Annotated in this window: 29 protein-coding genes; 7 read left to right on the forward strand and 22 right to left on the reverse strand. The window is 64.2% G+C overall.

Annotation, left to right across the window (positions count from 1 at the left end):
* Positions 1-132: 132 nt before the first annotated feature.
* On the forward strand, positions 133-663 hold the full coding sequence (locus J0I47_RS14350) for a hypothetical protein (RefSeq protein ID WP_294047648.1): 531 nt from the start codon (positions 133-135) through the stop codon (positions 661-663).
* 143 nt (positions 664-806) lie between these two features.
* Here the strand turns inward: J0I47_RS14350 and J0I47_RS14355 are convergent, their stop codons facing one another.
* The 8 genes from J0I47_RS14355 to J0I47_RS14390 form a co-directional block, all read right to left on the reverse strand.
* Complete coding sequence (locus tag J0I47_RS14355) at positions 807-1,370, reverse strand: hypothetical protein (protein ID WP_294047649.1); 564 nt, start codon at positions 1,368-1,370, stop codon at positions 807-809.
* Positions 1,371-1,388: 18 nt separating this feature from the next.
* Positions 1,389-1,721, reverse strand: coding sequence for a hypothetical protein (locus tag J0I47_RS14360; protein WP_294047650.1), 333 nt, complete (start codon positions 1,719-1,721; stop codon positions 1,389-1,391).
* Between the two features lie 42 nt (positions 1,722-1,763).
* Positions 1,764-1,892, reverse strand: coding sequence for a hypothetical protein (locus tag J0I47_RS14365; RefSeq protein ID WP_294047651.1), 129 nt, complete (start codon positions 1,890-1,892; stop codon positions 1,764-1,766).
* A gap of 100 nt (positions 1,893-1,992) precedes the next feature.
* Complete coding sequence (locus tag J0I47_RS14370) at positions 1,993-2,403, reverse strand: hypothetical protein (protein ID WP_294047652.1); 411 nt, start codon at positions 2,401-2,403, stop codon at positions 1,993-1,995.
* Between the two features lie 361 nt (positions 2,404-2,764).
* Complete coding sequence (locus J0I47_RS14375; RefSeq protein ID WP_294047653.1) at positions 2,765-4,795, reverse strand: alkaline phosphatase D family protein; 2,031 nt, start codon at positions 4,793-4,795, stop codon at positions 2,765-2,767.
* A 68-nt stretch (positions 4,796-4,863) separates the two neighbouring features.
* Positions 4,864-5,319: a nuclear transport factor 2 family protein gene (locus J0I47_RS14380; RefSeq protein ID WP_294047654.1), complete on the reverse strand. Its 456-nt coding sequence runs from the start codon at positions 5,317-5,319 to the stop codon at positions 4,864-4,866.
* A gap of 282 nt (positions 5,320-5,601) precedes the next feature.
* A complete protein-coding gene (gene dmeF, locus J0I47_RS14385) occupies positions 5,602-6,876 on the reverse strand; it encodes a CDF family Co(II)/Ni(II) efflux transporter DmeF (protein ID WP_294047655.1) in 1,275 nt (424 codons plus the stop codon).
* Between the two features lie 8 nt (positions 6,877-6,884).
* The gene (locus J0I47_RS14390) at positions 6,885-7,160 is read right to left on the reverse strand and encodes a metal/formaldehyde-sensitive transcriptional repressor (protein ID WP_294047656.1); all 276 of its coding nucleotides are present in this window, start codon (positions 7,158-7,160) and stop codon (positions 6,885-6,887) included.
* Between the two features lie 201 nt (positions 7,161-7,361).
* Here J0I47_RS14390 and J0I47_RS14395 point away from each other — a divergent pair, with 201 nt between their 5' ends.
* From J0I47_RS14395 to J0I47_RS14405, 3 genes are all read left to right on the forward strand, one after another.
* Positions 7,362-7,538 carry a hypothetical protein gene (locus J0I47_RS14395; protein WP_294047657.1) on the forward strand — a complete coding sequence of 59 codons (177 nt, stop codon included), beginning with the start codon at positions 7,362-7,364 and terminating at the stop codon, positions 7,536-7,538.
* Between the two features lie 268 nt (positions 7,539-7,806).
* Positions 7,807-8,445 carry a helix-turn-helix domain-containing protein gene (locus tag J0I47_RS14400; protein ID WP_294047658.1) on the forward strand — a complete coding sequence of 213 codons (639 nt, stop codon included), beginning with the start codon at positions 7,807-7,809 and terminating at the stop codon, positions 8,443-8,445.
* A gap of 428 nt (positions 8,446-8,873) precedes the next feature.
* Positions 8,874-11,687 (forward strand): DUF3857 domain-containing protein, encoded by a 2,814-nt coding sequence (locus tag J0I47_RS14405; RefSeq protein WP_294047659.1) that lies wholly within the window; start codon positions 8,874-8,876, stop codon positions 11,685-11,687.
* Positions 11,688-12,203: 516 nt separating this feature from the next.
* Here the strand turns inward: J0I47_RS14405 and J0I47_RS14410 are convergent.
* Entirely contained in the window at positions 12,204-14,021 is a 1,818-nt protein-coding gene (locus J0I47_RS14410; RefSeq protein WP_294047660.1) for a hypothetical protein, read from the reverse strand.
* Positions 14,022-14,560: 539 nt separating this feature from the next.
* Entirely contained in the window at positions 14,561-14,941 is a 381-nt protein-coding gene (locus J0I47_RS14415; RefSeq protein ID WP_294047661.1) for an AraC family ligand binding domain-containing protein, read from the reverse strand.
* Between the two features lie 359 nt (positions 14,942-15,300).
* Here J0I47_RS14415 and J0I47_RS14420 point away from each other — a divergent pair, with 359 nt between their 5' ends.
* Positions 15,301-15,618, forward strand: a complete 318-nt coding sequence (locus tag J0I47_RS14420; RefSeq protein ID WP_294047662.1) for an antibiotic biosynthesis monooxygenase — start codon at positions 15,301-15,303, stop codon at positions 15,616-15,618.
* 103 nt (positions 15,619-15,721) lie between these two features.
* Here J0I47_RS14420 and J0I47_RS14425 read toward each other — a convergent pair whose 3' ends face one another.
* From J0I47_RS14425 to J0I47_RS14440, 4 genes are read right to left on the reverse strand one after another with little or no spacing between them, the layout of a single operon-like run.
* Entirely contained in the window at positions 15,722-16,024 is a 303-nt protein-coding gene (locus J0I47_RS14425) for an antibiotic biosynthesis monooxygenase (RefSeq protein WP_294047663.1), read from the reverse strand.
* Between the two features lie 19 nt (positions 16,025-16,043).
* The gene (locus J0I47_RS14430) at positions 16,044-16,451 is read right to left on the reverse strand and encodes a PaaI family thioesterase (protein WP_294047664.1); all 408 of its coding nucleotides are present in this window, start codon (positions 16,449-16,451) and stop codon (positions 16,044-16,046) included.
* Complete coding sequence (locus J0I47_RS14435) at positions 16,448-17,203, reverse strand: alpha/beta hydrolase (RefSeq protein ID WP_294047665.1); 756 nt, start codon at positions 17,201-17,203, stop codon at positions 16,448-16,450. The genes J0I47_RS14430 and J0I47_RS14435 overlap by 4 nt, the downstream gene beginning before the upstream one ends.
* A gap of 35 nt (positions 17,204-17,238) precedes the next feature.
* Positions 17,239-17,601, reverse strand: coding sequence for a nuclear transport factor 2 family protein (locus J0I47_RS14440; RefSeq protein ID WP_294047666.1), 363 nt, complete (start codon positions 17,599-17,601; stop codon positions 17,239-17,241).
* Between the two features lie 103 nt (positions 17,602-17,704).
* Here J0I47_RS14440 and J0I47_RS14445 point away from each other — a divergent pair, with 103 nt between their 5' ends.
* On the forward strand, positions 17,705-18,493 hold the full coding sequence (locus J0I47_RS14445; RefSeq protein WP_294047667.1) for a helix-turn-helix transcriptional regulator: 789 nt from the start codon (positions 17,705-17,707) through the stop codon (positions 18,491-18,493).
* Positions 18,494-18,558: 65 nt separating this feature from the next.
* Here J0I47_RS14445 and J0I47_RS14450 read toward each other — a convergent pair whose 3' ends face one another.
* From J0I47_RS14450 to J0I47_RS14485, 8 genes are all read right to left on the reverse strand, one after another.
* On the reverse strand, positions 18,559-19,455 hold the full coding sequence (locus J0I47_RS14450) for a retroviral-like aspartic protease family protein (protein ID WP_294047668.1): 897 nt from the start codon (positions 19,453-19,455) through the stop codon (positions 18,559-18,561).
* A gap of 48 nt (positions 19,456-19,503) precedes the next feature.
* Positions 19,504-19,725, reverse strand: a complete 222-nt coding sequence (locus J0I47_RS14455) for a helix-turn-helix transcriptional regulator (protein ID WP_294047669.1) — start codon at positions 19,723-19,725, stop codon at positions 19,504-19,506.
* On the reverse strand, positions 19,725-20,252 hold the full coding sequence (locus J0I47_RS14460) for a hypothetical protein (RefSeq protein WP_294047670.1): 528 nt from the start codon (positions 20,250-20,252) through the stop codon (positions 19,725-19,727). The genes J0I47_RS14455 and J0I47_RS14460 overlap by 1 nt, the downstream gene beginning before the upstream one ends.
* A gap of 161 nt (positions 20,253-20,413) precedes the next feature.
* The gene (locus tag J0I47_RS14465) at positions 20,414-21,130 is read right to left on the reverse strand and encodes a 3-keto-5-aminohexanoate cleavage protein (RefSeq protein WP_294047671.1); all 717 of its coding nucleotides are present in this window, start codon (positions 21,128-21,130) and stop codon (positions 20,414-20,416) included.
* Between the two features lie 256 nt (positions 21,131-21,386).
* Positions 21,387-21,854 carry a hypothetical protein gene (locus J0I47_RS14470; protein WP_294047672.1) on the reverse strand — a complete coding sequence of 156 codons (468 nt, stop codon included), beginning with the start codon at positions 21,852-21,854 and terminating at the stop codon, positions 21,387-21,389.
* Positions 21,855-21,988: 134 nt separating this feature from the next.
* Positions 21,989-23,512 (reverse strand): FAD-dependent monooxygenase, encoded by a 1,524-nt coding sequence (locus tag J0I47_RS14475; RefSeq protein WP_294047673.1) that lies wholly within the window; start codon positions 23,510-23,512, stop codon positions 21,989-21,991.
* 246 nt (positions 23,513-23,758) lie between these two features.
* The gene (locus J0I47_RS14480) at positions 23,759-24,178 is read right to left on the reverse strand and encodes a VOC family protein (protein WP_294047674.1); all 420 of its coding nucleotides are present in this window, start codon (positions 24,176-24,178) and stop codon (positions 23,759-23,761) included.
* A 148-nt stretch (positions 24,179-24,326) separates the two neighbouring features.
* On the reverse strand, positions 24,327-25,094 hold the full coding sequence (locus tag J0I47_RS14485; protein ID WP_294047675.1) for an alpha/beta hydrolase: 768 nt from the start codon (positions 25,092-25,094) through the stop codon (positions 24,327-24,329).
* 50 nt (positions 25,095-25,144) lie between these two features.
* Here J0I47_RS14485 and J0I47_RS14490 point away from each other — a divergent pair, with 50 nt between their 5' ends.
* Positions 25,145-25,546: a MarR family transcriptional regulator gene (locus tag J0I47_RS14490; RefSeq protein WP_294047676.1), complete on the forward strand. Its 402-nt coding sequence runs from the start codon at positions 25,145-25,147 to the stop codon at positions 25,544-25,546.
* Positions 25,547-25,717 lie beyond the last annotated feature (171 nt).

The following is a 25,717-nucleotide window of genomic DNA, read 5'->3' on the forward strand; positions in this document are numbered from 1 at the left end:
TAATCCAACTATCGCCCGCCCAGCGCCGCGATTCGCTCGTTTTTCGGCTCGACTCGCGGCTTGCATCGCCATCGCCAGCACCCCTGAACGTCGTTTCCGCGGCACCTTCGCCACTTTCGGCTCGGCCGGGTGGTGCGGCAGCAGGACTGGCTGGCGGACGGAGCCGGGGTCGCGTTCGACCGGCAGGTGGTCTATGACGCGGCCGGGCGCGTGAGCACCGAGACCGACGTCACCCGCCAGGGCAGCGACACGTTCACGAGCACCGTCACCAACAATTACGGCAGCGGTACGTCCTATGCGCTGGGCGCGGTGGTGTCCTCGTCGAGCACCAACCTGAAGAACGGCTCCTACCAGCCCGGCACCAGCACCACCACCGCCTACGACTGGTACGACGGCGCCGTGCAGCGGACGGTGAGCTATTACAACGGCTCGACCACCTACACGACCGGCTATGCCTATACGGCGACCGGCGCGCTGGTCTCGGCGCATGTCCAGGACGGGCGCGACATCGGCGTCTGGCGTCGAGCCGTACGGCAGGGCACTCGCTGGTCACCTCCGCACCGCCATCGGCCACAACGCATCGACGGGCCGCTCGAGGATTCTGGCCGCGATCGGGTGCAGAATTGCGGGCATGAAACGCCCATCTTTCAATCCCATTGCTAACCACGCCTCGAACGAACCGCCCGTATCGATCCAACGGTCGGCCCGCAGCATGCCGTAAAGGGCGCCTGCCAGCACGTGAATACCGTCGTCCGATTGGCGCCAGCGGTCGGCCGGATTGTGAGCGACGCCCAACTTCTCGTCGATCAGCTGGTCGAGCGCTTGGCAGCAATCCTCGTTGAACAGTCCCTCGACCATCGTGTAGCCCATTGCGGATCATGATCCTTCGCGATGCGCAGAAACAGCGGGTCGGCGGTCAGGGCAGCGACGACACCCTTGGCGACGGTGCCATCCATCGGAACCGGGGGATGCAGCATCTCATGCGCTGCGATCCGCACCGTCGTCTCGACGCTGTAGGCGGGCGATTGCAGGAAACGCTGCCCCTGGACGCGCACACCGTGCGGCTCGACGAAGTGAAGCAGGACGATATCGATCTGCGGATCGAACGTGCGACCCGTGACCTTCTCCTGCCATCCGATCACGTTGAACGACGCCAACTCGCGTTGCAATTCAGCGGCACGAGCATTCAAGGTGACTGCAAACCGCTCGGTATGAAATGCTGCGAAACCGGCATTGCGCATGGCTTCGAACACGGTAAGCAACCTTGGCGCCGCGGCCGTGAACCAACGCCAGCTCGCCGCATCCCAATAGGCGCTTTTCTGCAACGGCGGGCGGAGTGCGATTTCCGACGACTTGAGTGCTGCGATCATCGCGTCGAGGTCGCCTTGTCATGCTACCGACAGAATCAACACCAGATTTGGCCCGAGCAAACCGAACTTCGCATCGGCCGCTTCCTGCCAGAGGAGGGGGATGTCGTTTCGGACATTCGCAGGCAGGCGCGGCGCGAAGGCGGCAACGTCGTCCTTGTATCGCTCCTTGTACAGCGGCGTGCCCGACAACGCATCGAAGAAGACGGCTGCATCGAGGCCTTCTGATGTACCGACGCGCCAGGACGTCTGTTTCATTGCTGTCACTGCGCTGGCGGGCAGCGCGGCTTTGGCCAAGCGGATCGGACAGGCGAGCAGTGCCGTCGCCGTCGTCATGAATGTTCTGCGGTCCATGCACGAACTATCGGCGAAGCCATCCCTCGCGTCTTGAACGGACTACACCCAACGACTCGGCGGCATGCCCGTTAACGCGACGATCGCGCGCGTCATCTGCGCCTGGTCGGCGAAGTCCAGTTCGGTCGCGAGTGCAGCCAGATTCGCGCGCCATGTCGGCAGAAGCCGCAACGCGAGCGCGTTGTTCGGTGCGATAGCGTTTCGGCGACACGCCATAGGCTTGCGCAAACCCGCGGCTCAGCGATGCCGGTCGCAGGCAGAAACGATCTGCTCATTCGGCCATCGATCTGCCGGGGTTGGCGATCAATCCTTCCGCTAACTCATCGACCCAGTCGTCTTCTGCCAGAACGGCGGGACGCAAGACATCGGTCAGGAATGTCATCGCGGCGGCGATGTCGGTCTCAGCCGTTTTGGCGATGGCATCGACATCCTCTACCGAACCGACGCGATGCTCGATCCCGCACGGCAGTGGAAGGTTGAGAACGACGGCCCCGCCAGCGCCGAACCGGTCCTGGTGATGATCGTACCGGTCATGGAGAATGACGTGCCCGGCACGGACGGTCGTCCGCGGCCCGCACCCCGCCTCCATGTACGTACCCGCGAGCACGACGGCCGCGTATCCTTCGCGGTGGCCGTGTCGCGCGAGCCGGTCGTTGGCATAGTGGTGGCTGACGTTCAGCATTCAGCACACGTAGCCTCAGCTTCCGCCCGTCGATAGCAGTTCGTCTAAGTATAATGCATCTTCTGCGCGCGATCATGAGGCAAGTAGCTCTTTGCGAGCGTCGGGCGACTGCTTGATTTCAGCGTCGGCAGCTTTGGTGACGGATCCCGCGACGTAGCGCGTTTAAAGTGCCGCCCGTCGGTCGTGGTATGCGTAGACCGGGATCTTGTAGACCCAGGACCAGCAGTGATCGGCCCCATGTATTTGAGGGTCGGTTGCGTTGAAATCGACATGATGCTCGCGGAAGGCGCGCGAAGAAGAATTAGTTTATTTTCACCAGCATCATCGCTTCCGCGGTCGTTGGCGACAATCACCGGAATGCCTAGATCGAAAGCGCCGCGTCGCCTTCGACGATCGTGGTGGTCAGCTGGGGTCGGGCGCCCGGCTTCCACCTCTCGGCGCTGTGGACGACGCGGTAGCGGATCGGGCCGCCGTCCGGTGTCGTCGCCCGAGTGATCGGACGGGGCACGCAGACGAACTCGGTGTCGATCCGACGCGCGCCTGCGGTGACGACGGAATAGCCGTGACCGGCCATGTCGACGAATTCCACATGCGGCGCATTGTCCGGATTGGACAATGCGCGGGCCCGCGCGATGTCGCCGCTGCGTGCGTATTCGAGTGCACTCCGGACGCCGTGCTTGAGCGTCAGGTTGAGCGTCGCTTCCTTGCGCCCATCGGGTCGCTCGATGGTGTAGACGGGGCGCAGCGGATGGTTCTTGAGACCGTGCTCTAGCGCCTCCGCCAGCCCGGGAGCGGACAGCGAACCGGTAATGAACGCGATCCCGACCGGCTCGAACCTGGCCGGCGGCAGTGCTTTCGCCGCATAACCGGCCCAGAAGCTGTGGCGATCGCCGGACACGATGACGAAGCCGTCGACCGCGGCGTCGCGCACGGTGTCGTAGATGTCGGCGCGCTCGTGCAGCGCGGCGCTGAAATCGCCGCCGCCGAAAGTCGCGAAACCGGAACTTAGCCAGGGACGGGTCAAGCCGGCAGGCAGATTCTGCGGATCGGCGCGCATGTCGAGCGTGCCGTTGGTCGCGCCCCAGATCTTCCACGTGGCGGTCGATCGCGTCAAACGGGACTTCAGCCACGCTTTTTGCTGCGTGCCGAGCGCGGTGAACGGTGGTTCGTCGCGCCGGAAATTGGCGATCTGCTTGCCGTCGAACGCGATCGTCTCGGCCGGCCGGCCATCGTTCGCGGCCTTTCCGGCGTCGAGCGTTCGCAGGGCATCCTCGGAGAAGAGGAACGGGAAGTCCTTGATCGTGAAGTCTTCGGCGCCCGGCCGGCCGGTCGGGTCTTCCATCGCATAGCTGTGATGATCGGTCAGCAGGATCTCGACATGCCGGCCATAGCGGACGGCACGGTGCGCGATCATGCTATCGATGGCCTTCGCATTGTTCGGTTCGTCGCCGAACCCGGCTGCGTCGAACGACGTGATCGGCGTCGTGACGACTGCCGGCGGATCGAACCGATCGAGGCCCGCGCCGGATGCCTTGCGGACGCGCGCCGGGATATATTCCCACCAGGCTTGGTTGGCCGCGACGCGAAGCGCCTGCGCCGGTTCGTTCTTCCCCGTGAAGTTCACGAAGCTCTGCCAGCCCTGCCAGGAGAATTCGTGGTTGTCGCCGATGCAGACGAACGGAAAATGCGCGCGCGCGTCCTGGATATCGGGGTCGTCTATGTGCGCGCGGTAGACCATGCGATACCCGTCCAGCGTCGTGGGGACGTGGAAGTTGCCGACCTTGCGCGCGTCGGGAACACGGCCGATATCGAAGACGGTGCGATCGTAGCGATGCGCTATCTCGTCGGGATATTCGACGACCTCGTAGATGAAGTCGCCGAGATGCAGCACGAAGCCGAGTTGCTGGTCCCGGGGCGAATGCTGATCCTCCCAGATCATCCGGCGATAGGCGTTCTGCGCACCCTCGTTGACGCTCTGGCAGGACACGAAGGCGAACCGGACCGGTGCGTCGTCGTCGGTCCGCGGCGCCGTGATCGTGCGGCCGATCCTGCTGCCATTGCCCTCGTCGTCGGTGAAGCGATACCAATAGACCGTTCTGGGTCGCAGTCCGGCGACGAGCACGCGCGTCGTCCAGTCGGACTCGGCGAGCACGGGAGTCCGCGTTGCGGCGACGATCGAGCGGAAATCGGAATCGCGTGCCACTTCGACGGTCAGGTCGTGCCGCGTGCCGGCGGCAAACGGGCGGCGCGTCCACAACAGCACGCTTGTGTCGTCCGGATCACCGGAGGCGACACCCTGCGGATAGCTTTCGCGACGTTCACGCCACGATCGTGCAATTGCCGCGAACGTCTCGCCATGCCAGGCGAGCGTCGCGCCGAGGCTGGCCGCCATTGCGAGGAAATGTCTGCGATCCATCACCATTGCGCAGTGCTCCTTCGCTGTGAAACTGTCGCCGATGCCTACTTGACCGGCGTGACCTCGGTGAACACGACTTGCCACCGCCCGCCGCGCAATCGCCAGACATCGGCGAAGCGGATCCGGCCTGTGAACGGCGCCCCGTCGCTCGTTCCGGACAAGGCGACCTCACCGCCGACCACGGCGCCCCCCGACCATAGCCGAACGATCGGTTGCTCGACGACGTACGGCGCGAGGTGGAATCCGGGCGCGGTATAGTCGGCGATCATCTGCGCTTTGTTCTCGACCTGCGCGCGGCTGTTGACCAGGGCATAGTCGTCGGCGAGCAGCCGATCGAACGCGCGGGTATCACCGTTGATCTGGGCGTCGTCATAATCGCGCACGGCGGCGGCCAAGGCAGGGGGCAGGGTAGCCAACACTGCGGCGGGTGTCGGGCTCGCCGCCATGGTGGCAGCGAATAGGATGGCGAGCGGCATGACGATACTGTGATCCCACGTCATTCATCTGGGTTGCTCGAGCCTGTCGCGGCTCGACCCCGCTTTACACCGATGATGCGTGGACGACCATGATGCTATCGCGAACGACATACCCCATGCGATCAGAAAGCGCACCGTTGTCAGCAAGACACAGACGATGATCGCACGATAGTTTTTGCGCCAAGGCGCTCGAAAGTTCGCGCCAGAGATCATTCTTACAGCATAAACGCGGTTGGCTTCCGGAAACGTTGTCGGACGATGCGCGTCCAAGATGGCATGCCCGTCCTGTATAGATACAAAGGCTCCTCAGGCCGTCTCGCGGTTCACCTCGACGGTGAGATGCGACAGCGCCGGGATGCGATCGAGTCGTTCGCGGTAGAAGGCGGGCTCGCGATCGCTGTCGGTCGTGACGGCCACGATCGCACCGAGATGCCCCGGGCCCAGCCGCCACAGGTGCAGGTCCACGACCCTGTCGCCAACGCCTTCGATCGCATGGCGCATCCGGTCGGCCGTGCTGGTGCTGGGCGTCATGTCGAGCAGGATCGCGCCTGTGTCGCGGATGAGGCCGTACGACCAACTCGCGATCACGAACGCGCCGACGATGCCGGCGACCGGGTCCATCCACAGCCAGCCCAACGCACGCGCGAGCAGCAGGCCGACGATCACCAGTACCGACACGGCGGCGTCGGCGACGACGTGGACGACCGCGGCGCGCATGTTGTTGTCGCGATGATGCGTGCCGTGGTGATGTCCATGCTCTTCGAACGTCGCTTCGGCGCCGTGACCGGCCATGCGGACATTGACGGCGAAGGCGTGCGGTTCGGGGATCTCGTCGCGGCTTTCCAGGCCGTCGGCAAGCGCAACCATCGCGAATTGCTGGCGCACGCCACCGGGCCGGACCGTCTCGATCGTCACCGCGTCGGTGATCGGCGCGCCGTCCTCGGCCCGGAGCCGGAAACGGGGCGGCACGCCATCCTCGTGGATCGACAGCAGCATGTGGCGGCCGGCTATGCTGAGATGCCGGGCACCGTCGTGGTCGTGGTCGTGGGTGTGGGCGTGGTCATGCCGATGTCCGTGGCTGTGCCCATGTCCGTGGCTGTGCCCATGTCCATGGTCGTGCCCACCGCTGCTCAACAGCCAGGCGCTCGCAACGTTGACGCACAGCCCCAGCACCGCGATCGGGATCGCCTCGCCGAAATGGATCGGCACGGGCGCGAACAGCCGGGTGACGGACTCGTAGCCGATCAGGAGTGCGATCATCGCGAGTACGATCGCGCTGGTGAAGCCGGCGAGGTCGCCGAGCTTGCCGGTGCCGAAGCTGAACCGCGGATCGTGTGCGTAGCGGCGCGAGAAGGTGTAGGCGAGCGCCGCAAGCAGCAGCGCGCCCGCATGGGTGGACATGTGAAGCCCGTCCGCGACCAGCGCGATCGAGCCGAACAGGATGCCGCCGACGATCTCGACCAGCATCATCGCCGCGCACAGCGCGATCACGAACCAGGCCCGCCGCTCGTTGCGATCGTGCCCCTTGCCAAGGAACACGTGATCGTAGGGGTAGGGATGGGCGCTGGCCGCTGTCGCCATGATCGGTCCTATTTCGAATAGCGGCGAATCACCGCCAGCAGTTCTTCCGCGCCATCGTGCCGCTGTTGGTCGGTGAGGCCAGCGCGCGCGACATGAGCTTCCAGATGGTCGGCGATGATCTCGTCCAGCAGGCCGTTCACGGCACCGCGCACACCCGCCACGAGATGCAGCACCTGGGCACAACTCGCATCGGCCTCAAGCGCACGCTCCACCGCGCCCACCTGGCCAGCGATGCGACGGACTCGCGCGATCAGATCGGTGTTGGTGCTAGAAAGATGTGACATAGGGATACCCCCTATAGCTATATATCAGGTTACGTCAACCTATTTGCGTGCAGCTAAGCCCGCGGACGGCTGTGGTTCCTCCAAGTAAAGAAAGGTGCAATTATCGTTTATTGCGATGGCTCAGGCCGAAACTTGCTGCCAATCGCGGATGGCAGCGGCAATCGCCTCCGGCGCGTTTTCCTAGATGAAATGCTTCGCTCCGTGCAGATCGACGATGCGGTGCCTCGGGAACAGGCCGGCGAAGCGATCGCGATCGGGAAGACGGAAGGCGCCGTCGGCATCGCCCCAGACGAGGTGAAATGGCTGCTCGCGAGCGCGCTCGTGCGGCTCGGCCGCGATCTCGGCGCCGGTGGACGACCGCTCGGAAATGGTGCTTGATCGGCGCTCCGGCCGTTATATCGCCGTCCCGGCACTATAGGACTCCCCCGGTCGACTTCCTGGCGTGTCTTGTCCTATCATCGTCCGGACCCGGTATTTCGCGAAAGATCGTCGCTGCTAGATTGGCTGCGAAGCAATTTTCGTAGGAAACCAAAAATGTCCGACATCACTTTGATCGTGATCGACGCGCAGGAATAGTTTCGCCATCGACCCTACTTCCGCGAGGACAATCTGGCGCGCTATGTCGAACGCCAGCAGGCGCTGATCGATGGCGCGGCCGCTGCGGGCCAGCCGGGCAGACATTCTAGACGGACAGCAATGCACCACGCATCATGGCACCGTCGCCGAACTGGCCCGAACCGCACCGAGGGCGCGAGCGGTCGAGAACCGCATCTTCGTCGACAGCGGCAAGCGGTTGACCAGCGCGGGGATTACCGCGGGCATCGATCTCATGCTGCACATCGTCGCTCCGGAAACGAGCCATACAACCGCGCTCGCCATCGCTCGCCACCTCGTCGTCTATCTCAGGCGGAGCGGCGCCGACCCGCAGCTTTCCCCCTGGCTGGAAGGACGCAACCACATCCATCCCGCCATCCACTGCTGCCAGGACGCCATCGTGGCCGATCCTGCGCGCGAATGGTCCGTCGCCGCACTCGCCAAGTTCGCGGGGGCAAGCCACCGAAACCTCTCCCGTCTGTTCAACGACCAGACGGATATGAGCGTTACTCACTATGTGAATCAGATCCGGATTGCGCTCGTGCATGAACTGGTGACTTCGTCGCGGCTCGATATGGCGAGGGTGGCGGAACAAGCCGGCTTCGCGTGCGCTCGTCAGTTCAGGCGCGCCTGGAATCGTGTTCATGGGATGGCACCCAGTCGGCTGCGGCGGGAGCGGCCTTCCCGCTGACGTCAATGATATAGCTGTTCACTTTGGCGGTTTCCCGATCTCACGCCGATCGTTTGTTGAGGTCTAGCTCGAGGGCTGAAATCGGGCCGTTTACAGAGACCGCTTTGGGAGCCACAAGTCGTAGAGCGGACTTTTTTTCAGTCAGCTGCCTCAGCCGCAAAGACCCATATGCAGTCGTTCGGTGGCTGGTTGCGACTGCTTAATTTCGGCAACTCGTTCATGTTGGCAGAGCAAGTAACCTCCGGCGAAGCGGTATCTGCAAGTATGCGGCGTCGTTTGGATGGCTGTCATTCGTCGGAACGACGAACGTGTTGGGCAAGCGTCCGATACTCCGTTTCGATCGGCATCGCGGCTTCACGTCTTTTTTTCGCGTGCGTCTCAACCCTTTCATGGATATCGAATTGAAATAATGGGCCGGCGGAGGGGCAATGCGGCGTTTTGCACTGATTATCGCGACTTTGGCCGCTAGCGTGGCCTACACGCCGGCTTTTGCAAGCGACACGCCGATCTACCGACCCGCCCCGGCTTGGGTTATTCCCGCTACAATGCCGGACGCGGCAAAGATCAAAGACGACACGCCCCCGCTCGTGATCTACGATAGGCAGCAGCGCATCGAGAACGGCCAGCTATGGTCCTACATGGATGTCGCAACGCGGATCGGATCGCCCGAGATGTTGGCGCAAGCGACGTCGCTGGCGTTGCCTTGGGCGCCCGACAAGGGCGATCTCATCATTCACGAGCTATCCATCTGGCGCGCCGGTCAGCGGATCGACTTGTTGGCAAGGGGTCAGAAATTCACTGTGCTGCGGCGCGAGCAGGCGCTCGAACAGCGCGAACTCACCGGCATCCTTACGGCGACGCTGGCCGTGGAGGGGTTGCAGGTCGGCGACGTCCTGCGCCTACGCGCTTCCACGACATCCCGGGATGCGGCGCTGGGCGGACGTGTTCAAAGCGTCGTTCCGTTGATTGCCTTGCCAGCGCGGGTCGGTTTCGTCCGAACGCGCGTCTCCTGGCCGAGCGCGGTTCCGCCGCACTGGAAGGTGTTTGCCAGTGGTGTAAAGGTGTCGCCGTTGCAGAGCGGCGGCGACACGGTGCTGGAGTTGGCCTTGCCGGCGCCGAAGCAAGCCGAGATGCCGACGGACGCCCCCAGCCGCTTTCGCCACCCGCCCTTGCTGGAATTGGCGAGTTTTAGTGGCTGGGAGGATGTTTCGAAAACTTTTGCGCCGCTCTATGCGCGCGACGTCACAACCATCGCGCCAAGCTCAGCGCTCGCGGGCGAGGTTGCGGCCATAATGAAGGCGGACCCCTCCAAAATCGGTCGAGCCGAGCGCGCGCTCGAACTCGTACAGGACAAAATCCGGTATCTCGCGGTCGGCATGGATGGCGGGAATTATGTTCCGCAGAAGCCGGCCCGGACCTGGGAGATCCGATACGGCGATTGCAAGGCAAAGACCGTACTGCTGCTCGCCTTACTGCGCGCCATGGAAATCGACGCTGAGCCGGTATTGGCGGCGGTCGGAACCGGCGATTTCGTACCCGAACGGCTGCCGAGCGCGGCGGCATTCAACCATGTTTTCGTCAAGGCGACCATCGACGGACAGACTTTATGGCTGGACGGCACGGGGTCGGGCTCGCGGCTGGCCGACATCTACGATACGCCCGGGGTCGGATATGTGTTGCCGATACGTCCGGGTGGCGCTTCGCTCATCGAGATCGCGACCCATGCCAATGCCCGCCCGCTGATCGACCTGAACGTCGACGCCGACGAAAGCGCCAGCGCCGATCTTCCCAGCGCATTCGAAGCGACCGCGATCGTCCAGGGACCTCCCGCTGCGATGCTGACGCTGGCAAAGAGCCAGTTGGCTGCAAAGGAGCAACGCGAAGCGGTCGGTCAGTTCCTGCAAGGTTTTTTTGGTGAAAGCCAATTTACGGATATGTCGATATCGCCCGATCCAGCCACGGGCGCGGTCATCCTGAAGGCACGTGGAGTGACAACCACGACCTGGATCGACGACGACCGCCGTCGAAAGCGCGCTGTCGATCGGTTGCTGGACCAGATCAGCTTCGACCCGGATCGCAGCAAGGTCGAATGGGCGTCGATCCCGGTCGCGGTCAGCCCTCCCGCGGGAATGCGCTATCGACTGCGGCTTCGTCTGCCGGATGGCGGCCGCGGTTTCACGCTTGAAGGCGAGCCAAATTTCAAAGGGCACATTGCGGGATATGACGTCCAGCGAGAGACGCAGCTCGCGAATGGCATCCTCACTTCGGACGAGCGGGTCGATTCGATCGGCGGAGAGGTGGCGGCCGCAAAAATTCCCGTCGAGCGCGATGCCGTGGCGACGGCCAAAGCGCGAGTGCCGCGTATCGTCGCGCCGCTCGACACCCGTCGTCGTTGGGACATTGTTGCAGGCGACCCTCCCGGTGCCACGCAGATCGCGGCAGTCTATGCAATCTTTGCCAAAGCGATCGCGGATGATCCAGACGAAGCGAGCGGCTATATCAGCCGGGCCTCCCTGCGCAGCGGAGTCGCGGACTACCGCGGCGCGATCGCGGATCTGACGCGCGCGATCGCGCTCACGCCATCGGTCGATTTGTATCTGAAGCGCTCAGCACTATCGTATGATATGGGAGATACGACAGCCGCGCTGGCGGATGCGGAAGCGGCGCGGGCGCTCGATCCGTCGTCAGCCGACGCGATCGGTCAGGTGAGCAGCATCAAAGCCGAGCGTGGTGATCTTCCCGGCGCTATTTCTTTGCTCGACCAACGCATTGCGCTCGGCGGGAGTCTGCGTAACGCATATCGCGAAGCGAAGGCGAGCGTGCTTAGCGAATATGGAAATCCGAACGAAGCGCTGGCGCTGTACGATAGTCTGATTGCCGACAAGCCAGGGTCGCCGTCGCTGATGAACGCGCGGTGCTGGGCCAAGGGAACCAGGCAAATCATGCTAGAAAGCGCCTTAAAAGACTGTACCGCCGCCATCGAGCTCAGCACCAATACGAGCGGTTCGCTCGACAGCCGAGCGCTGGTCTGGTTCCGATTGGGAAAATACCAGGAAGCGCTGACGGACCTCGATGCCGTTCTGGCCGCAACCCCCAGCCTAGCGGAAAGCCGCTTCATGCGTGCGATTGTTTTAGCTAAGCTCGGTCGGGAAACGGAGGCCCACAAAGAGCTCGTGATTGCGCGACGTCTCAAGCCGAGCGTCGACCGGCAATATGCACGATATGGGATCAAAGCGAACTGACCGACTCTGAAATCGATCGGCACGCCCTGACGCACACTTTCTGCAATCGTCCGAACTTAGCACGCTTCCGGCTCAGTGATGACAAAGACTCAGACACCGTCATTACGCGGCACTTGCAAGCTTTAAACGGCCGTTCGTTCAACTTGTAGGCCGACATTACGCCAGCTTGAGGGGATCTGATCGAGCGTGCGTAAAACTGGCTGTAGGCGCGCCATCCTCTCGTGGCGAAGAGTGTGCACGTCATGTGTTGACGCCGGGGACCGCTTCAGCAGGAGCAGTGCCTCGGTTTATCTCCAGGTTTGAAGCTTTTAGACCAGGAAGGACGGAGATACCGCGGAGCCGCACAAGTCTTGGCTTTGGACTAGAATGCTCGGTCATCACCAGTTGTTTGGCCCGAAGATCCGCTTCTAGTCGGGTAGCTCGCCGATCGGGATGATCGAAATTAGGGCGCGTAGCAATCGGACAGTTCTCATTGGACGGAGGCTACATGATCGCAAAACGCGGCAATGTTGCACCTTAGGCGGGGGTCAGTGCTCTCAGCCGCCCCAGTTCGCGCTCCAGATGTTCAATCCGCGATGTGACATCCTGTTCGCGCTTGCCACGTTGCAGGATGACATGCACGGCACGCGCCACCGGATCGGCGAGCGCGGCGAGCGCCTGACGCTCGTCGGCGGAATAAAAGGTCCCGTCGGGACGCGGGCCCAATACGATCCAGCCGACCGTGCCGGTCCCGTCCGCCCTGAGCATCAGCCGCAGTGGAAACAGCGCATCATCGTTGGCGCGCTCGAGCACGGCGTCATCCGGCCGCCACGCCTCGGCCCAGGCCCGCGCCTCCTCCATGCTTGCACCATCGACTCGCGCCAGCCTGGCGCTGCCATCCGCGTCCGCCAGAAGCACCGCGGCCCGCTGCGCGCGAACGCCTGACTCCAGCTCGCCGATGACGGTCGCCAGCAGATCGTCGAGGCCGGCATATTCGCGCATATCGGCTACCCGCCGGGGTAAGACACTCCGCACCGCCGCCAGCGCTCGCTGGAAGCGGGCATCGGCCCAGTGATGGACGCGCCCATGCAGCGGCGCGATCAATGTCGCGGCAACCGCGGCGCCAGCACCCGCCGCCAGCGCCTTGTTCCCTTCACCGAACCACTCCTCGCCTACCACTTCGATCACCTTCTCCGATGCGGCAAAGGCAGCCCCCAGCAATAGGGTCAGTGCCGCGTAGGCGGCCGAACGGCTGATAAGCGTGTCGGCATCGTAAAGCCGATATCGCAGCAGCGACGCGAGCAATCCCGCCAGCATCGCAGTAAATCCCATGGCATTGAGCATGTTCGCGCTGACAATGAGCCACACCTGAGTGCGCGGCGACGGCGCGCTCGGATAAGCGGCGGCGAGCAGGTTTGACACCAGCACCAGCGTCAGCCCCGTGACGAACCCGAGAAACGCAAACTTGATCTGCTGCCGGGCGATCCCTGCGGGCGTCGCGCGATATCGCGCAATCAAGGCTAGTCCAAGCGCGATCGGGGAGACGAAAGACAGCACCGTATTGACCGAATCCAGCGCGCGGATCCAGAACACCAGATCGCCGACGATCGTCGAGAGCAGGATAACCGGAATCGCCGTCAGGCTCCAACGCGAACGCAGGCTGGCGTCCGGAAAGAACAGCAACGCGAGGCTCAGCCCCAAGCCGGACAGAGTCCCGGTCAGGACATTGAACAGTGCCGGCGTATCGGTCCATGTCAGCGGGAGGCCGTTGTTCAGCACATTGCCGACCAGCCCGACCGACAGCGTCGCCGACACCGGATCGTGCGGCCGCCGCCACCATAGCATCAGCGCAGTTGCGACCATGATGATCGACGCCAGTTCGGCACAAGCGAATTGCAGCCAATGTCGCGATTCGAAGGTAAAGCCTGATCCAGCATAGGCATCGGTCAGATACTGCCTGCTGCGACGGATCATTTCGCTATGCCGCGATCCATCCGCGCGCTGCAGATCGAGCCGCACCATCGCCCCCTCGGCCCCGGAAAGAATAGCGGTCTGCGCGTTGTAATCGGTCGGGATGGCCCGCCCGTCGACTGCCAGTAGCAGTTCCTCGCCCGCCATCACCCGCTTCATCGGCCCATTGAACGCCAGCACCATCGCGCCGTCGCTTGTGTAGCGCGTGTTCAGCAGGTCGAGATTGTAAAAACTGCGCGCATTTGCCTGCGCGTCCACCTCGGCGCGATACCCCAGCATCACCACGATCAGCCCCACGCCGAGCAGCAGTGGCTGAACCACGCGGTATAGCGTGAACAGCCAGCCTCTCAGATCACCGAGCTGGATCGGCAGAATTACCCGCATCGCACTGATTTCCCCCGCGCTTGTGCGGAGACGATGCGTTGACCCGATATCGATGTCCAGCGGGTGGAAGTTGTTCTTGCATCATCTTGACGACCGGATGCCATGGTGTCGGCCACTTCCGAACTTTGTCATCCCGAAGGCCGCCGATGCGTTTCCAGCAAGCCTTCGCAGCCGTCCGCTAAACGACGGCAGCTTTCAGGTTCGAAGATGCTGATATGAAATGACCGAAAAATGAGACGCCCGTCCCGAGCATAGCCGCCGCACGTTCCAGTCGATAACCACGCAGGTACTCGCCGGGGGGAACAGCCGAGAAAGCGTCGGAACACGCGGCCCAGGTGGACAGAGTGGACTCCTACGTTCGAGGCGACGGAAGCCACCGACAGGTCGGAATCGTTGCTGGTGAAGATCATCTCCACCGCACGGTTCAGCCAGCTCGGCGGACGCCTTGCGGCCCGTGCCTCGTCCGATGACAATGGGGACACGATACCATGAAGTTGCAAAGCGCAGGCTCCGGGCGTGAATAGCGAAGCACCATCGAACTATTGCGCGAGATGGTGGGCAAGTCGATACGCATAGGGGTCGCGCAAGCAAAGCGCAGCGGCTTCGCGGCCTGTCCCGCCGGAGACCGCAAGGAAGCGCCCCCTACCACCGTGAAAGCGATCCTGATGGGTGGTGCCGGGTGGGTTATAAATCATAACCGGCGTTTCGGACACCATCGGAGCGCCTAAGGCTGACGACATATAGCCGCCGGCCAGCACCAGCACGAAGTGAGCTTCGTCATGGCTGTGTCGTCGAACTTCTTCTTCGGGCGGGTTTGCCGTTAGCGCATGAAAGCTGAACCCGCCGGCGTGCCTGCCCTCCGGGCCACTTCCCCAGAAATCCGTCTTTCCTCGCCTGAGAACCATATTACAGGTCTGCACCAATTCGGGTCGTCGGCGCCATCCGACTTGTATTGCCGATCGTTTCTCATTTCGCCGCGTGCGACTGGTTGAGAAACACCTCTGGCGTTCTCGAATCTAGCGTTCTCGAAACTCGATCCCGATCGGTAAAGCTCGGGCAGAGCATGGATTGCCGCACAGCCCGCGCGCGGCTAGAATGGGCGTGTCGAAAAGGACCTGGGCGGCATCGGTAAGCCCGCCCCCTCGCAGGAGGCTCCGTGTCGCCCCAGGGCGAACCCGCGACAAGCATCGGCGCAGCTCGCCGGGGCTTGGCGCTGTGTGCAGGATTTCGACCAGCCTCTATGCCGCGATAGCTGCGCTCAAAAGAGGAGCGTAAATTGATGCCTATCATTCGAGCCAACACGCCGATCATCACGCAGATCAACGTGTTCACCGTGCCTGACGGGAAACAGCAGCCGCTGATCGATTATCTGTCGGAGGCGGCGAAGGTTGCGCGCGAGGTCGATGGGTGGCTGTCGGCCAGCCTGCACCGCAGCGTGGATGGCACGCGGGTGGTCAACTATGCGCAGAGTGCGGACCGCGACGCCGCGCGGCGAGTTTTCGAGCATCTGAATGCCAAGGGCTTGCTCGAAGGCAACAAGGCTTACGGTGATGCACATCCCGGCATCTACGAGGTGGCGTTCACGCTGGAACGGTGACGGGCGAGTGAGTCGGGTGGCCGTATTGCGGCCGCCCGGCTCCCAGTTCACCATCCGAACGGGAAAGCCCCGCCGTGTCGATCGGGGCTGATATACGTCGTCGTCAACGATCGGATCGCAGCAATTGCCAGATGGCGATGTCGCGCGGTGCCGTGAGCATTTGATCCAGCGCCGCATGCCATTCCCTGCGGTAAGGCCGCTGCAACTGCACCTCGAGCACGTCGTTGCGATCGGTCCAGGTCTCGTGAAGCTGGAAGACGTTCGGCCGGTCAGGATGAGCGTGAAGCGCCGCGTGGATGAAGGTCGCCTCGTGGCGCATCGCGTCCAACACAGGATCGAGCAGCACCCGAAACCGGGCTACCTCGCTCTCCTTGACATCGAAGGTGATGACGTAGGTTTCAGGCATCGATCGACTCCTTGCCGAATCAGGCGAGAACGACGGTCACCAGCGCCTCGGCGATCGGGCGTTGCGTATCGTCCGCGATTTCGACCCGCACGACATGCTGCCGCGTACCACTGCGCAGCGTGCGTCCGGTCGCGACGAGCGCGCATCCGTTTGCGGGCGCGAGGTAGCTGATCGCCAGGCTGCTGGTCGCTCCGCCGCCCGGCGGCTCTCGCGCCGAGGACACTGCCGCCGCCACCGCCGTAATGTCGGCCAACGTGGCGATGACGCCGCCGTGGATCATCAAGCCCTCGGTCACGTTGTGCTCGGCGAAAGGCAGGCGCAGGCATACCATCCCCGTTGCCACGCTATCCAGCGCCAGCCCGAGCGTGCGCGCCGCCGGCGATCCCAGCAGTCTTGTCGCCATGATCGTCCGAGCGTCCTCGATCATATGCCTGCCCACTGCGCGATGTCGGCCGCCAGCCGGGCGGCGTCGGTCACCATCACCCCGTGCGCCACGCCGTAGTAGACGAACAGTTCGGCGGCCGGGATGGTCGCGGCATAAACGCGGCCGCTCATGTCAAGCGGAGCCGATGCATCCCGATCGCCGTGGACGATCATCACGGGCAGATCGAGCGCCGCCGCCTCGGCGGTCAGGTCCGCTGCCGCAATGGTGCGCTGGAACGCCACCACCGCCCGGCGCGAGCAGTCCAGCACCATCGCCGCCATCCAGTCGTTGACGCGGACGGGGGTGTCGGGAGCGAAGGGCTCGATACTGGCGTCGATCCAACCCGAGAGATCGTGGATGAATTGTTCGCACAGAGCGTCCACCATCTCGGAGGTGATGCCGGCGACACCGATGACGCGCGGTCCGGTCGCGCCCACCAGCACCAGTCGCGCAACCCGCGCGGAGCCATGGCGCGACAAGTAGCGGATTGCCTCGCCCCCTGCACCGGAATGCGCGACCAGCGTCACGTTCGCGAGGTCCAGCGCATCGAGCACCGCGGCGAGATCGTCGGCGAGTGCGTCATAGTCGTATCCGCCCCAGTCCGTGGATCGGCCGTGTCCGCGGCGGTCATAGGCCACCGTTCGCAGCCCGGCCGCATTGAGGCGCAGCATCGTCTCGCCCCAGATGCGCCCGTCCATCGCCCAGCCCGCCATCAGCACCACCGGGCGGCCCTCGCCCCAGTCGCGGACGAACAACTGGTGCCCGCCTTCGCGAGCGACGAAGGGGGCGCTCACGCTGCACCGCAGTCGAGGAAGCCGATCACCTCTGCGATCCTGCCACCGTCGTCCAACCGCACGACGTCGGTGCCGCCGACGACCGGGGCGTCGCCTTCCGCTGCGAGCGTCCACGAGAAGCGGACGAACCGGCCATGCCCGTCCGGCGTGCCGGTCAGCGTGAACGCGTGGCCCGGAAACCGCATCCTGGCGCCGGCGATCATGTCGGCGATGCCGTCATGCCCTTCGTCGGTCATCATGGGGTCGGCATAGCGCGCCTGCTCGGTCCAACCGCGTGAAATGCGCCCGGCACGCGAGGCATCATCCGCGTCGTTCCAGAGAGCAAGGTAATCGCGAGCGACGGAATTCGGATCAGCCATGACAGGTCTCCTGCTTGTCGCCGCGATCATGCCGGATCTGCGCACCTCAAGCGATTACCCGGCAGGTAATGGCGCCGCCTCGCCGCCGCGCTAGGATACCGGCATGGCAACGCGAGCGGACACGGTTGGCGATCTCCTGCGCGACTGGCGGGCGAGGCGGCGCTTGAGCCAACTCGACCTCGCCGGCGAGGCGGAGGTGTCGACCCGCCACCTCAGCTTCGTCGAAAGCGGCCGATCCGCGCCCAGCCGCGAGTTGCTCCTCCGGCTGGCCGAGCCGCTGGCGCTGCCGCTGCGCGAGCGCAACCGGCTGCTGCTCGCCGCGGGCTTCGCGCCGGTCTATGGCGAACGCGTGATCGACGCACCCGACATGGCGGCGGCTCGCGATGTTGTGGAGGCGGTGCTGAACGGACATTCGCCGTTCCCGGCGCTGGCGGTCGATCGCCACTGGAACCTGGTGCTGGCCAACGATGCGGCGCGAGCGCTTCTTGCCAGCGTCGATGCTACGCTCCTCACGCCGCCGGTCAATGTCCTGCGCGTCAGTCTCCATCCGGACGGCCTGGCGCCGATGATCGTCAACATCGCCGAGTGGCGCCATCACCTCCTCAGCCGTCTGCGGGATGAAGCCGATGGCTCAGCAGACCCGGTGCTCGCCAGACTTCACGACGAACTGCGCGCCATCCCGATCCCCGCCGGACTGCGCCCCCCGTCATTTCCCTCGCCCGTCGCGGTGCCGCTGACGTTGCGCGACACCGCGACCGGACGCCTGCTGTCGTTCATCTCGACGACGACTGTGTTCGGTACTGCGACCGACGTTACGCTCGCCGAACTTACCCTCGAGAGCTTCTACCCCGCCGACGACGACACGCGTCGGGCGATCCTCGGCGACGCCTGAGCCGGATCACTCTTACATTTCCATTTCTCGTTCCCAAACGGGAAGCGTCGGCCAGCGGTGCTGGCTCATGCCGATGCCTTGCAGTGAGGGCGATCAAACCAGAATCGCTTCGCTTGGTGATCGTAGACCAGTCGCTGCCCCATCATGGCGTTGATACCCAGGATCATCGCCGGCCCGTTGCCGATCCCAAAGCTCCTGAACACCGACAGATCGGCTACCCGGACGGTAAGATCATTCACCCGACGACCCGCAAATGCCAACTCCTTGACCCTGCCTTCGCGAGTTTCCGTTGCCTTCGATGCGGCACCGTAAATTGTCTCTCCGGGCCGGAAAGATGGGCCATCGACATCGAGATGAGCCGCGCGCGCGAAAGCGGGATTGATCTGCGTCCCTCTCGAACCGGTATCAAGTACGGCGATTCCCGCCGCGCCGTTCACGGTGACAGGCAAAGTCAGCTGCGTCCCTTCTACAACAGTCCCTCCGTGTATCATCACCGCATCCTTCGTCAGGATGCGGCGCATCGATACAGGTTTCGGGCGCAACGTGACCAGGCGACATGGGAAGTCGAAGATCGCGATCGCTCCGTCCATAAGGTCGTTACCTGTAACGCCCGCGGTGATTTCGGCGTCCTTGCGATCCGGCAGGCCCGTCACGTCGACGTTGCGGATCGTGCGCCCATCGACCGTGATGCTGTCGAGCCGGTAGGTGGGCATCATCGCCGCCCCGGTCATCCCCTCCACATTGATCGGCGTGCCCGGTTTCAAGCCCTGCTGCCTCGCGAACCACTCATAGACATGCGATCCGTCCGCGCCGGTGTCGAGAACGAAGGGGACGGTCCCCTTGCCGTTGACGAACGCGGGGACGACCAGATGCCCGTTCCCTGCCGGGGTCAGAGGGACGGATGACATGGCATGGGTGCTGAGCAGCAGGCATGACGCTGCAATCGCCGAAATCGAACGCACAGGAGTCTCCATCATTGAAGGTGAATTTGCGGACTGTCGGCCGCTATGTCAGGTGTCGGTCGGGGTATCGGGATCGTATTCGAGAAGATCGCCCGGCTGGCAGTCGAGATGCCGGCATATCGCTTCCAGGGTTTCGAAGCGAAGGCCTTTGACCTTGCCCGATTTGAACAGCGAGAGGTTCGCCTCGGTCGCGCCGATCGCGCGCGCCAGATCCTTCGATCGCATCTTGCGCCGCGCTAGCATGACGTCGAGCCGGATGATGATCGCCATCAGAAGAATCCGGCACGATCGCGCTCGATTTCAGAACCGAAGGCGACGACGTTTACGAAGGCGAACAGGATTATGCCGAGGACCGCTGCATCGAGCTGGCGCAATTCCAGTTTCACGGCGACCGGGCTCATGCCGACGACATAGAGCGTGGCATGGGTGACGAGTGGGACGACGGCGTAGGCGACAAGCGCCCACGCAATCCGGCGCATCAGCACTTCATTCTCGGCGGTGAAGATCAAACGTCGCGCATAAAGACGAAACAGACCCATCAGGCTGGACAGGATCACTAGACCGGGGATCAGGCGCAACGTCAGGAGCCCGGCCGCCAGAGTGGACTGCCAGATCGCGTAGCGCGAGATCGCCACGAAGTCGGTCGGTATTTCGGTCTGGCTGTCTGTGACGATGAAGGCGAATCCGCCGCTCATCATCCCGGCGTGATCCCCGACACGAAAGAGCAGCAATAGAACCTGCAACGCCGCGGTCGCCGCCATCAGCACCATCACGCCGCACGCGACGACGAAGAACAATCGCCCCCGACGCGCGAGCGCATCGCTCGGTGTTGGCACATCGCTACCGCTATTCTCGCCTTGATGCCGAATCATGCTGCCTCCGCCCGCCGAACATGCGACGGAAATTATCTTATAGCAATAATTAATTTAGCAATGGCGTCTGCTGATCAATTCCCGGTTCACCATCCCTTTGGGAACGAGCTTAGCCAGACGCGTATCGCCGTTCGATCGATCAGGGAGCGCGCCGCCGTGACCCGATCGGCGTTGTTTCGTGCCGGCTGTCCATCCGGCAGGACGACCACATCTTCCAGTCCGGTCCTGATGCCATGCCCCCGCTCCAGCGCGCGCGCATTCACCGCCCAGCACGACCCGTCAAAGCCGTGATGCACCTGAGGAAGCAGGATTCCCGCATCGGCCAGGATCGCTTCCATCGCCGCGGCGTCTCGCAAGGCGATCTCAGGATCGGGGTCGAGCGGCTCGATCAGGACCCGGCGGCACCGGTCGGGCAACGACGACGCCACGAAGCGACGCGCATCGTCCGGGCATAGCAAGCCGGCCTCGATCTCCACGCCGCGCGACAGCAGATATTCGGCCAGTTCGAGGATCCCCGCCTCACCCTGATTGGCGGTTACGAGGTCGGGTAGGACATGCCACTCCCGCACCATCGCCAGACGCTGCGATGGATCGGAGACGATGCTGGCCGAGGTCGTGAGCGATATGGGGATGCCGGGGCAGCGGCCTCGGATCGCTGCGACGACGGCATCGCATTCCGCCGCGTGCAGCGTTTCCCGTCCGGCCGCATCATAGGCATGGACATGGACGGATTGCGCGCCGGCCCCGACTGCCGCCGCCGCGTCGGCTGCGATGGCGTCGGGGGTTATGGGGAACGGCATCATGCCGCCGATCGCCGTTGAGGGCCGCTTGTAGAAAGCTCACGAGACTCCCCCGCACATCACCATTCAGCCATCGGAACCTAACCCAGCCCGGCAGTCCGGGGGAAGCCTGCCGGTGCGCGGTCGTTCGATGCCGCCTTTCCCAGCTCATCCTCCTCGTAGGAAAGCGCCGGCCGTCGCGGTCGCCGGTCGTTCAATCGACGTTGATCGCCGTACGATCGGTCCTTCGATGACAGCCGGCCTGTGACAGGAACGCGGTTCACCGCGAGTAGAGGAAGGTCCCGCACGTACCGGTCCCGGTCTCGCCCGTCGGTCGACGGACGCCAGAGAAGGCCGACAGGTTCAGGTTCCTGCCGCGATCGGTTCGATAGACGGCGATCCAGCGGACTGGCGAACCGCAGAGGCGGTTGCCGTTCCTGAGCACCGGGTTGACCGGTTTCGTCACGCGCAGGATGCGCGCGGCCTGCGGTCCGGTGGTGGAGGCGAAATCCGTCACGTCCGCCGCCACGACGAGCGGAAACACCTTGCCGTTCGCCACGAGCCTGGTGGGCGAGAGCGTGATGTCACCGGTGATCGCCATCGCGGTGGTGCTGGTCGCGCTCCATCGCTCGACGCCGGCGGCAGCGAAGGCCGCCGCGGGGATGAGAAGAAGGATAGCGGTCGTCAGTCCGAACTTGTACATGGTCGTTTCCCAGGTTGTGAGAGTGAAGATCAGGTTGCTTGTCACCGGTTTAGCCGCCGGCGCGACCGTACATGGTCCGCCACGCCGGAACGTCCGACGGCATGTAAACGGTGGACCTGTGACTGCGGCTCCCAGCAGCGTCGATTTCACTGGCTGTCCCCGGTTGGAAGAAAGGTGCATCACGCCTTTCCCAAAGCAAGGCGCCACCGCGACAGGACGTCGGCGGCCGCAGCGCCGTCAGCGCCATCGCCGCTGGCCCAGGCGACGACGCCGTCCGGCCGGACCAGCATTGCGGACAGGTCCATTCGGCGTTCGCTGCCGGCTGGGACATAGCAAACCCAGCCGGCAAGCCGGTCCGCTAATCCGCGCCATGACTGGTCGAAGTCGAGCAGGACCGGCCGGCCGTCCCGCAGATGCGCGTTCAGGCGCTTGCCGTCGGGCAAGGCGAAGTCCGGCGCGCTGCGCCCGACCAACGGATGGTCGTCGCCGAGATCGTAGCGCAATCCCACGCCCCATGTGCGCTCGGCGAAATAGGTCGCGCCATCGCGGGTCGCGATGAGGTCGCGCAGCACGGCCCGCAGCGCCTGGGCGGCGGGACTGGGCCGCATGATGGCGACCTGCGCGCGCGACCAGTCGAGGATCTTTTCGGCGACGGGGCGGCGCTCGCGCTCGTAGCTGTCCAGCAGATCGGGCACGGCGTCGCCCCGCACCGTCCTGGCGAGCTTCCAGCCGAGGTTCATCGCATCGCCGAGACCGAGGTTGAGGCCCTGGCCCCCGAGCGGCGAGTGGATGTGCGCGGCATCGCCGGCCAGCAGGACGCGACCCCGCCGATAGTGCGTCGCCAGATAGGCGCGATCGGTCCAAGTGGTGGCAAGGCCAAGCGCGGCGACCGCCACGTCGCTGCCCGAGACGCGGCAGAGGACCGCCTGCACATGGTCGCGCGTCAGCGGCGTGACGCGGTGCGACGCGCCGCCGTCGAACTCGACCATCCGGATCGTGCCCGGCGTCTCGTAGATGTAGGTGCCGGTGGCCGTGTCATGATGGCCGGGCGCAAGCCGGCTACCGTCCGCCAGCTCGATCTGCGCGAAATAGCCGGTGAACTCGGGTTCGGTGCCGGTGAAGCCGAACCCCGCCGCCTTCCGGACAATGCTGCGCGCGCCGTCGCAGCCGACCAGCCAGCCTCCGCGAACGGCATGCCCGCCGGCATGGACGGTGACACCGTCGGCGTCGGTCGAGATCGCCGACACGGGGCAGCCGCGCCGGATCGCGACGCCCATGGCGAGCACCCGCTCGGTCAGGACGGCCTCGATGCCGGCAAGGTCGGCGGCCATCGGTACGGGCGCCTGCGGCAACCGGTATTGCCAGCGCGACTGGTCGATCTGGTCCTGGAAGAAGTCGATGCCGGCAAAATGCCCGCCCGGGCGCCGCTCCTGCCGCATCCAGGGGGCGGCGGCAACGATCGCCTCGGTGTCCATCCGGGCCCTGAAATCCTCCAGCAGACCACGCCGATCGAAGCTCTCGATGGTCGGCACGGAAAGGCCGCGCAGCCCTAACGGTGCGCACTTCACCGGCGAACGAGGATCGCTCTCGCGCTCGAGGACCAGTACCGAGCAACCGCCAAGACGCAGTTCGCAGGCCAGCAGCAGGCCGACCGGCCCCGCGCCCGCGATCAGGACGTCATGATGATGGGAAGTTTCGGTCACAATTCGCTCCGCAGTCGATGTTCGACCGGAGCGTTTCCCGAAGCGGAAACCCACGCCGACGAACACGTAGACGCCTTGCAGCGTCTGCCGTTCATCGCGGGGATCGTCAGCCGCGGGGCCAAAGACCAGAGCTTCCGTTACCGGAAGGACTTGGGCTTACCAAACCAAGTCTGCCTTTTCCGACGAGATCGTCATACCGCGATCGCCGGCGACGCGCAACCGACGCCGACCCGGCCATGGCCGGCATCACACCGCGCCGGCCTCCACGTCGACGATCCACGTCACGCCGAAGCGATCCGTCAACATGCCGTAGAACGGCGACCAAGGCGCCGGCGCCGCGTCGAGCAGGATCGACGCGCCGTCGGCCAGCGCGGCCCACCGCTGCCGGGTCTCCTCGATCGACGTCCCCCGCAGCGAAATGAAGAAGGCGTTGGTGCCCGCGTCGTAGGGACGCCCGGCCTGGACGTCGAACGCCATGATCCGAAAGCCGTCCTCCGCGGCGACCTGGCCCCACATGATGTGCTCGGGCGAATCCGCCAGTTTCTCTTGCCCCGCGGCACCATAGGTCATCAGCCGCTGCTCGCCACCGAACACGGACGTGTAGAAATCCAGTGCGGCACGCGCCTGGCCGTTGAAATTCAGGTGGGGGGTAACCGTGAACGTCATCGTACTCGTCCTTTTGCTAGTAAAGATAGCCTGCCGCTCTTCCGCTGCCGGGACTTTCTCCGCCGATCCACAACCAGCAGGCCGTTGCTGTTCCCGGCTCGAACACGAACGGCTCCGACGTTTTCGCCGTTGCACGCCGTCTCGATGCTCACGCGAACGCCTCGATCGCCGCGGTCACGGCCGCGGTCGCCTCGATCTGGGGGAAATGTCCTGCTTCGGGGATCAGCATGAACCGTGCGCCCGGCATCCGTTCAGCGAATTGACGGCCGTATGCCGGGGTGACGATCCGGTCGCTCTCGCCCCAGAGCACGAGCGACCGCACCGGCATGCCGGGCAACCGATCGCGCAACGTCGGGTCGTTCATATAAGGCTCGCCGGCATAATCTTGGAGGACCTGCTGGTTGCGCCGGATGCGATCCGCCGCTGCGGCATCGGGTGGCACACCGAAGCGCTCGGGATCGTGGAAGGCATAAGCGCCGACGGCCGGGCCGAGCTTGATCGGATCGACGACCGCGCCAGCTTCCGGCGAGGGATCGAGGCCGGCCGCATCGACGAGCACGATGGCCGATATCCGCGATGAGCCGCGCAACGCCATCTCCGCCGCGATCCAGCCGCCGACCGAATTGCCGACAATGACGACGTCGGTCGCGCCCATTCGCTCGAGGAGGGCGAGATACACCGTGGCGACATCGCCGATGGTTCCCACCCAGCCTGGCCGGAGGCTCCCATCGAAACCCGGCATCGTCGGCACGATGACGCTGTGCCGTGCGGCCAGCGCGTCGGCGAGCGGCATGATCGATGTCGGACCGGCGCCGCTGTGGAGCAGCAGAAACTGGCGGCCGCGCTCGCCTCTGCGGTCGACGGTCAACGAAACCGTGTCGGCAATCAGGTCGTAGCTGCGCTGGTCGATGGACATGCCTGTCATTCCGTGCGAGTGTACAAACCTTCTTATATAAACATGTTGATATGTCAAGCCAGGAAGACATCGCCCTGCTCATCAAGACCATCCAGTATCGCCATCACCGGCGACTGGATGCGGCGCTGGCCGACCTCGGCATCAGCCTCGTGCAATGGAACGCGCTGCGCGAGATCGCCCGAAACCCCGGCGCATCGATGCACGCGCTGGCGGAGGCCACGTTCAACTCCGACCAGGGCTTCGGGACGTTGGCCAAGCGGCTGCTCGACGCGGGCCTGATCCTGCGCCGGCAGGGAAATGGACGAGCGCTGACCCATGACCTGACCGAGGAAGGCCGGCGCCTGCTCGATCAGGGTGCGCTGCGATACAAGACGACGATCGACGATGCTTTTCGGGCATTGTCCGCAGAACAGCTTCTGGATCTCCAGAACGCCTTGATGAAACTCACCTGATCCGGGATCTGGTCGCCGCAGGCGGCGGATTGGTTTCGCGGCGGTGATTTGGAGTTGAGCCAGCATCGTCGTTTCCCGGATTTTCCGGGTCGATCCAGCAGACACAGGAAGAGACACATTTTGTGTATCTTCTGCTGGAATCCACTGGATCAACCCGGACAGTTGCCAGCG

The organism is Sphingomonas sp., from assembly GCF_017304635.1.
Taxonomy (GTDB): Bacteria; Pseudomonadota; Alphaproteobacteria; order Sphingomonadales; family Sphingomonadaceae; genus Sphingomonas.

Excerpts from the sequence above, each read along its gene's own strand:
- J0I47_RS14355 (WP_294047649.1), bottom strand. The coding sequence starts at position 1,370 with ATGATCGCAGCACTCAAGTCGTCGGAAATCGCACTCCGCCCGCCGTTG.
- J0I47_RS14360 (WP_294047650.1), bottom strand. The coding sequence starts at position 1,721 with ATGGACCGCAGAACATTCATGACGACGGCGACGGCACTGCTCGCCTGT.
- J0I47_RS14370 (WP_294047652.1), bottom strand. The coding sequence starts at position 2,403 with ATGCTGAACGTCAGCCACCACTATGCCAACGACCGGCTCGCGCGACAC.
- J0I47_RS14375 (WP_294047653.1), bottom strand. The coding sequence starts at position 4,795 with ATGGCGGCCAGCCTCGGCGCGACGCTCGCCTGGCATGGCGAGACGTTC.
- J0I47_RS14380 (WP_294047654.1), bottom strand. The coding sequence starts at position 5,319 with ATGACGTGGGATCACAGTATCGTCATGCCGCTCGCCATCCTATTCGCT.
- dmeF (WP_294047655.1), bottom strand. The coding sequence starts at position 6,876 with ATGGCGACAGCGGCCAGCGCCCATCCCTACCCCTACGATCACGTGTTC.
- J0I47_RS14390 (WP_294047656.1), bottom strand. The coding sequence starts at position 7,160 with ATGTCACATCTTTCTAGCACCAACACCGATCTGATCGCGCGAGTCCGT.
- J0I47_RS14400 (WP_294047658.1), top strand. The coding sequence starts at position 7,807 with ATGGCGCGGCCGCTGCGGGCCAGCCGGGCAGACATTCTAGACGGACAG.
- J0I47_RS14405 (WP_294047659.1), top strand. The coding sequence starts at position 8,874 with ATGCGGCGTTTTGCACTGATTATCGCGACTTTGGCCGCTAGCGTGGCC.
- J0I47_RS14410 (WP_294047660.1), bottom strand. The coding sequence starts at position 14,021 with ATGCGGGTAATTCTGCCGATCCAGCTCGGTGATCTGAGAGGCTGGCTG.
- J0I47_RS14420 (WP_294047662.1), top strand. The coding sequence starts at position 15,301 with ATGCCTATCATTCGAGCCAACACGCCGATCATCACGCAGATCAACGTG.
- J0I47_RS14425 (WP_294047663.1), bottom strand. The coding sequence starts at position 16,024 with ATGCCTGAAACCTACGTCATCACCTTCGATGTCAAGGAGAGCGAGGTA.
- J0I47_RS14430 (WP_294047664.1), bottom strand. The coding sequence starts at position 16,451 with ATGATCGAGGACGCTCGGACGATCATGGCGACAAGACTGCTGGGATCG.
- J0I47_RS14440 (WP_294047666.1), bottom strand. The coding sequence starts at position 17,601 with ATGGCTGATCCGAATTCCGTCGCTCGCGATTACCTTGCTCTCTGGAAC.
- J0I47_RS14445 (WP_294047667.1), top strand. The coding sequence starts at position 17,705 with ATGGCAACGCGAGCGGACACGGTTGGCGATCTCCTGCGCGACTGGCGG.
- J0I47_RS14455 (WP_294047669.1), bottom strand. The coding sequence starts at position 19,725 with ATGGCGATCATCATCCGGCTCGACGTCATGCTAGCGCGGCGCAAGATG.
- J0I47_RS14465 (WP_294047671.1), bottom strand. The coding sequence starts at position 21,130 with ATGATGCCGTTCCCCATAACCCCCGACGCCATCGCAGCCGACGCGGCG.
- J0I47_RS14480 (WP_294047674.1), bottom strand. The coding sequence starts at position 24,178 with ATGACGTTCACGGTTACCCCCCACCTGAATTTCAACGGCCAGGCGCGT.
- J0I47_RS14485 (WP_294047675.1), bottom strand. The coding sequence starts at position 25,094 with ATGTCCATCGACCAGCGCAGCTACGACCTGATTGCCGACACGGTTTCG.
- J0I47_RS14490 (WP_294047676.1), top strand. The coding sequence starts at position 25,145 with ATGTCAAGCCAGGAAGACATCGCCCTGCTCATCAAGACCATCCAGTAT.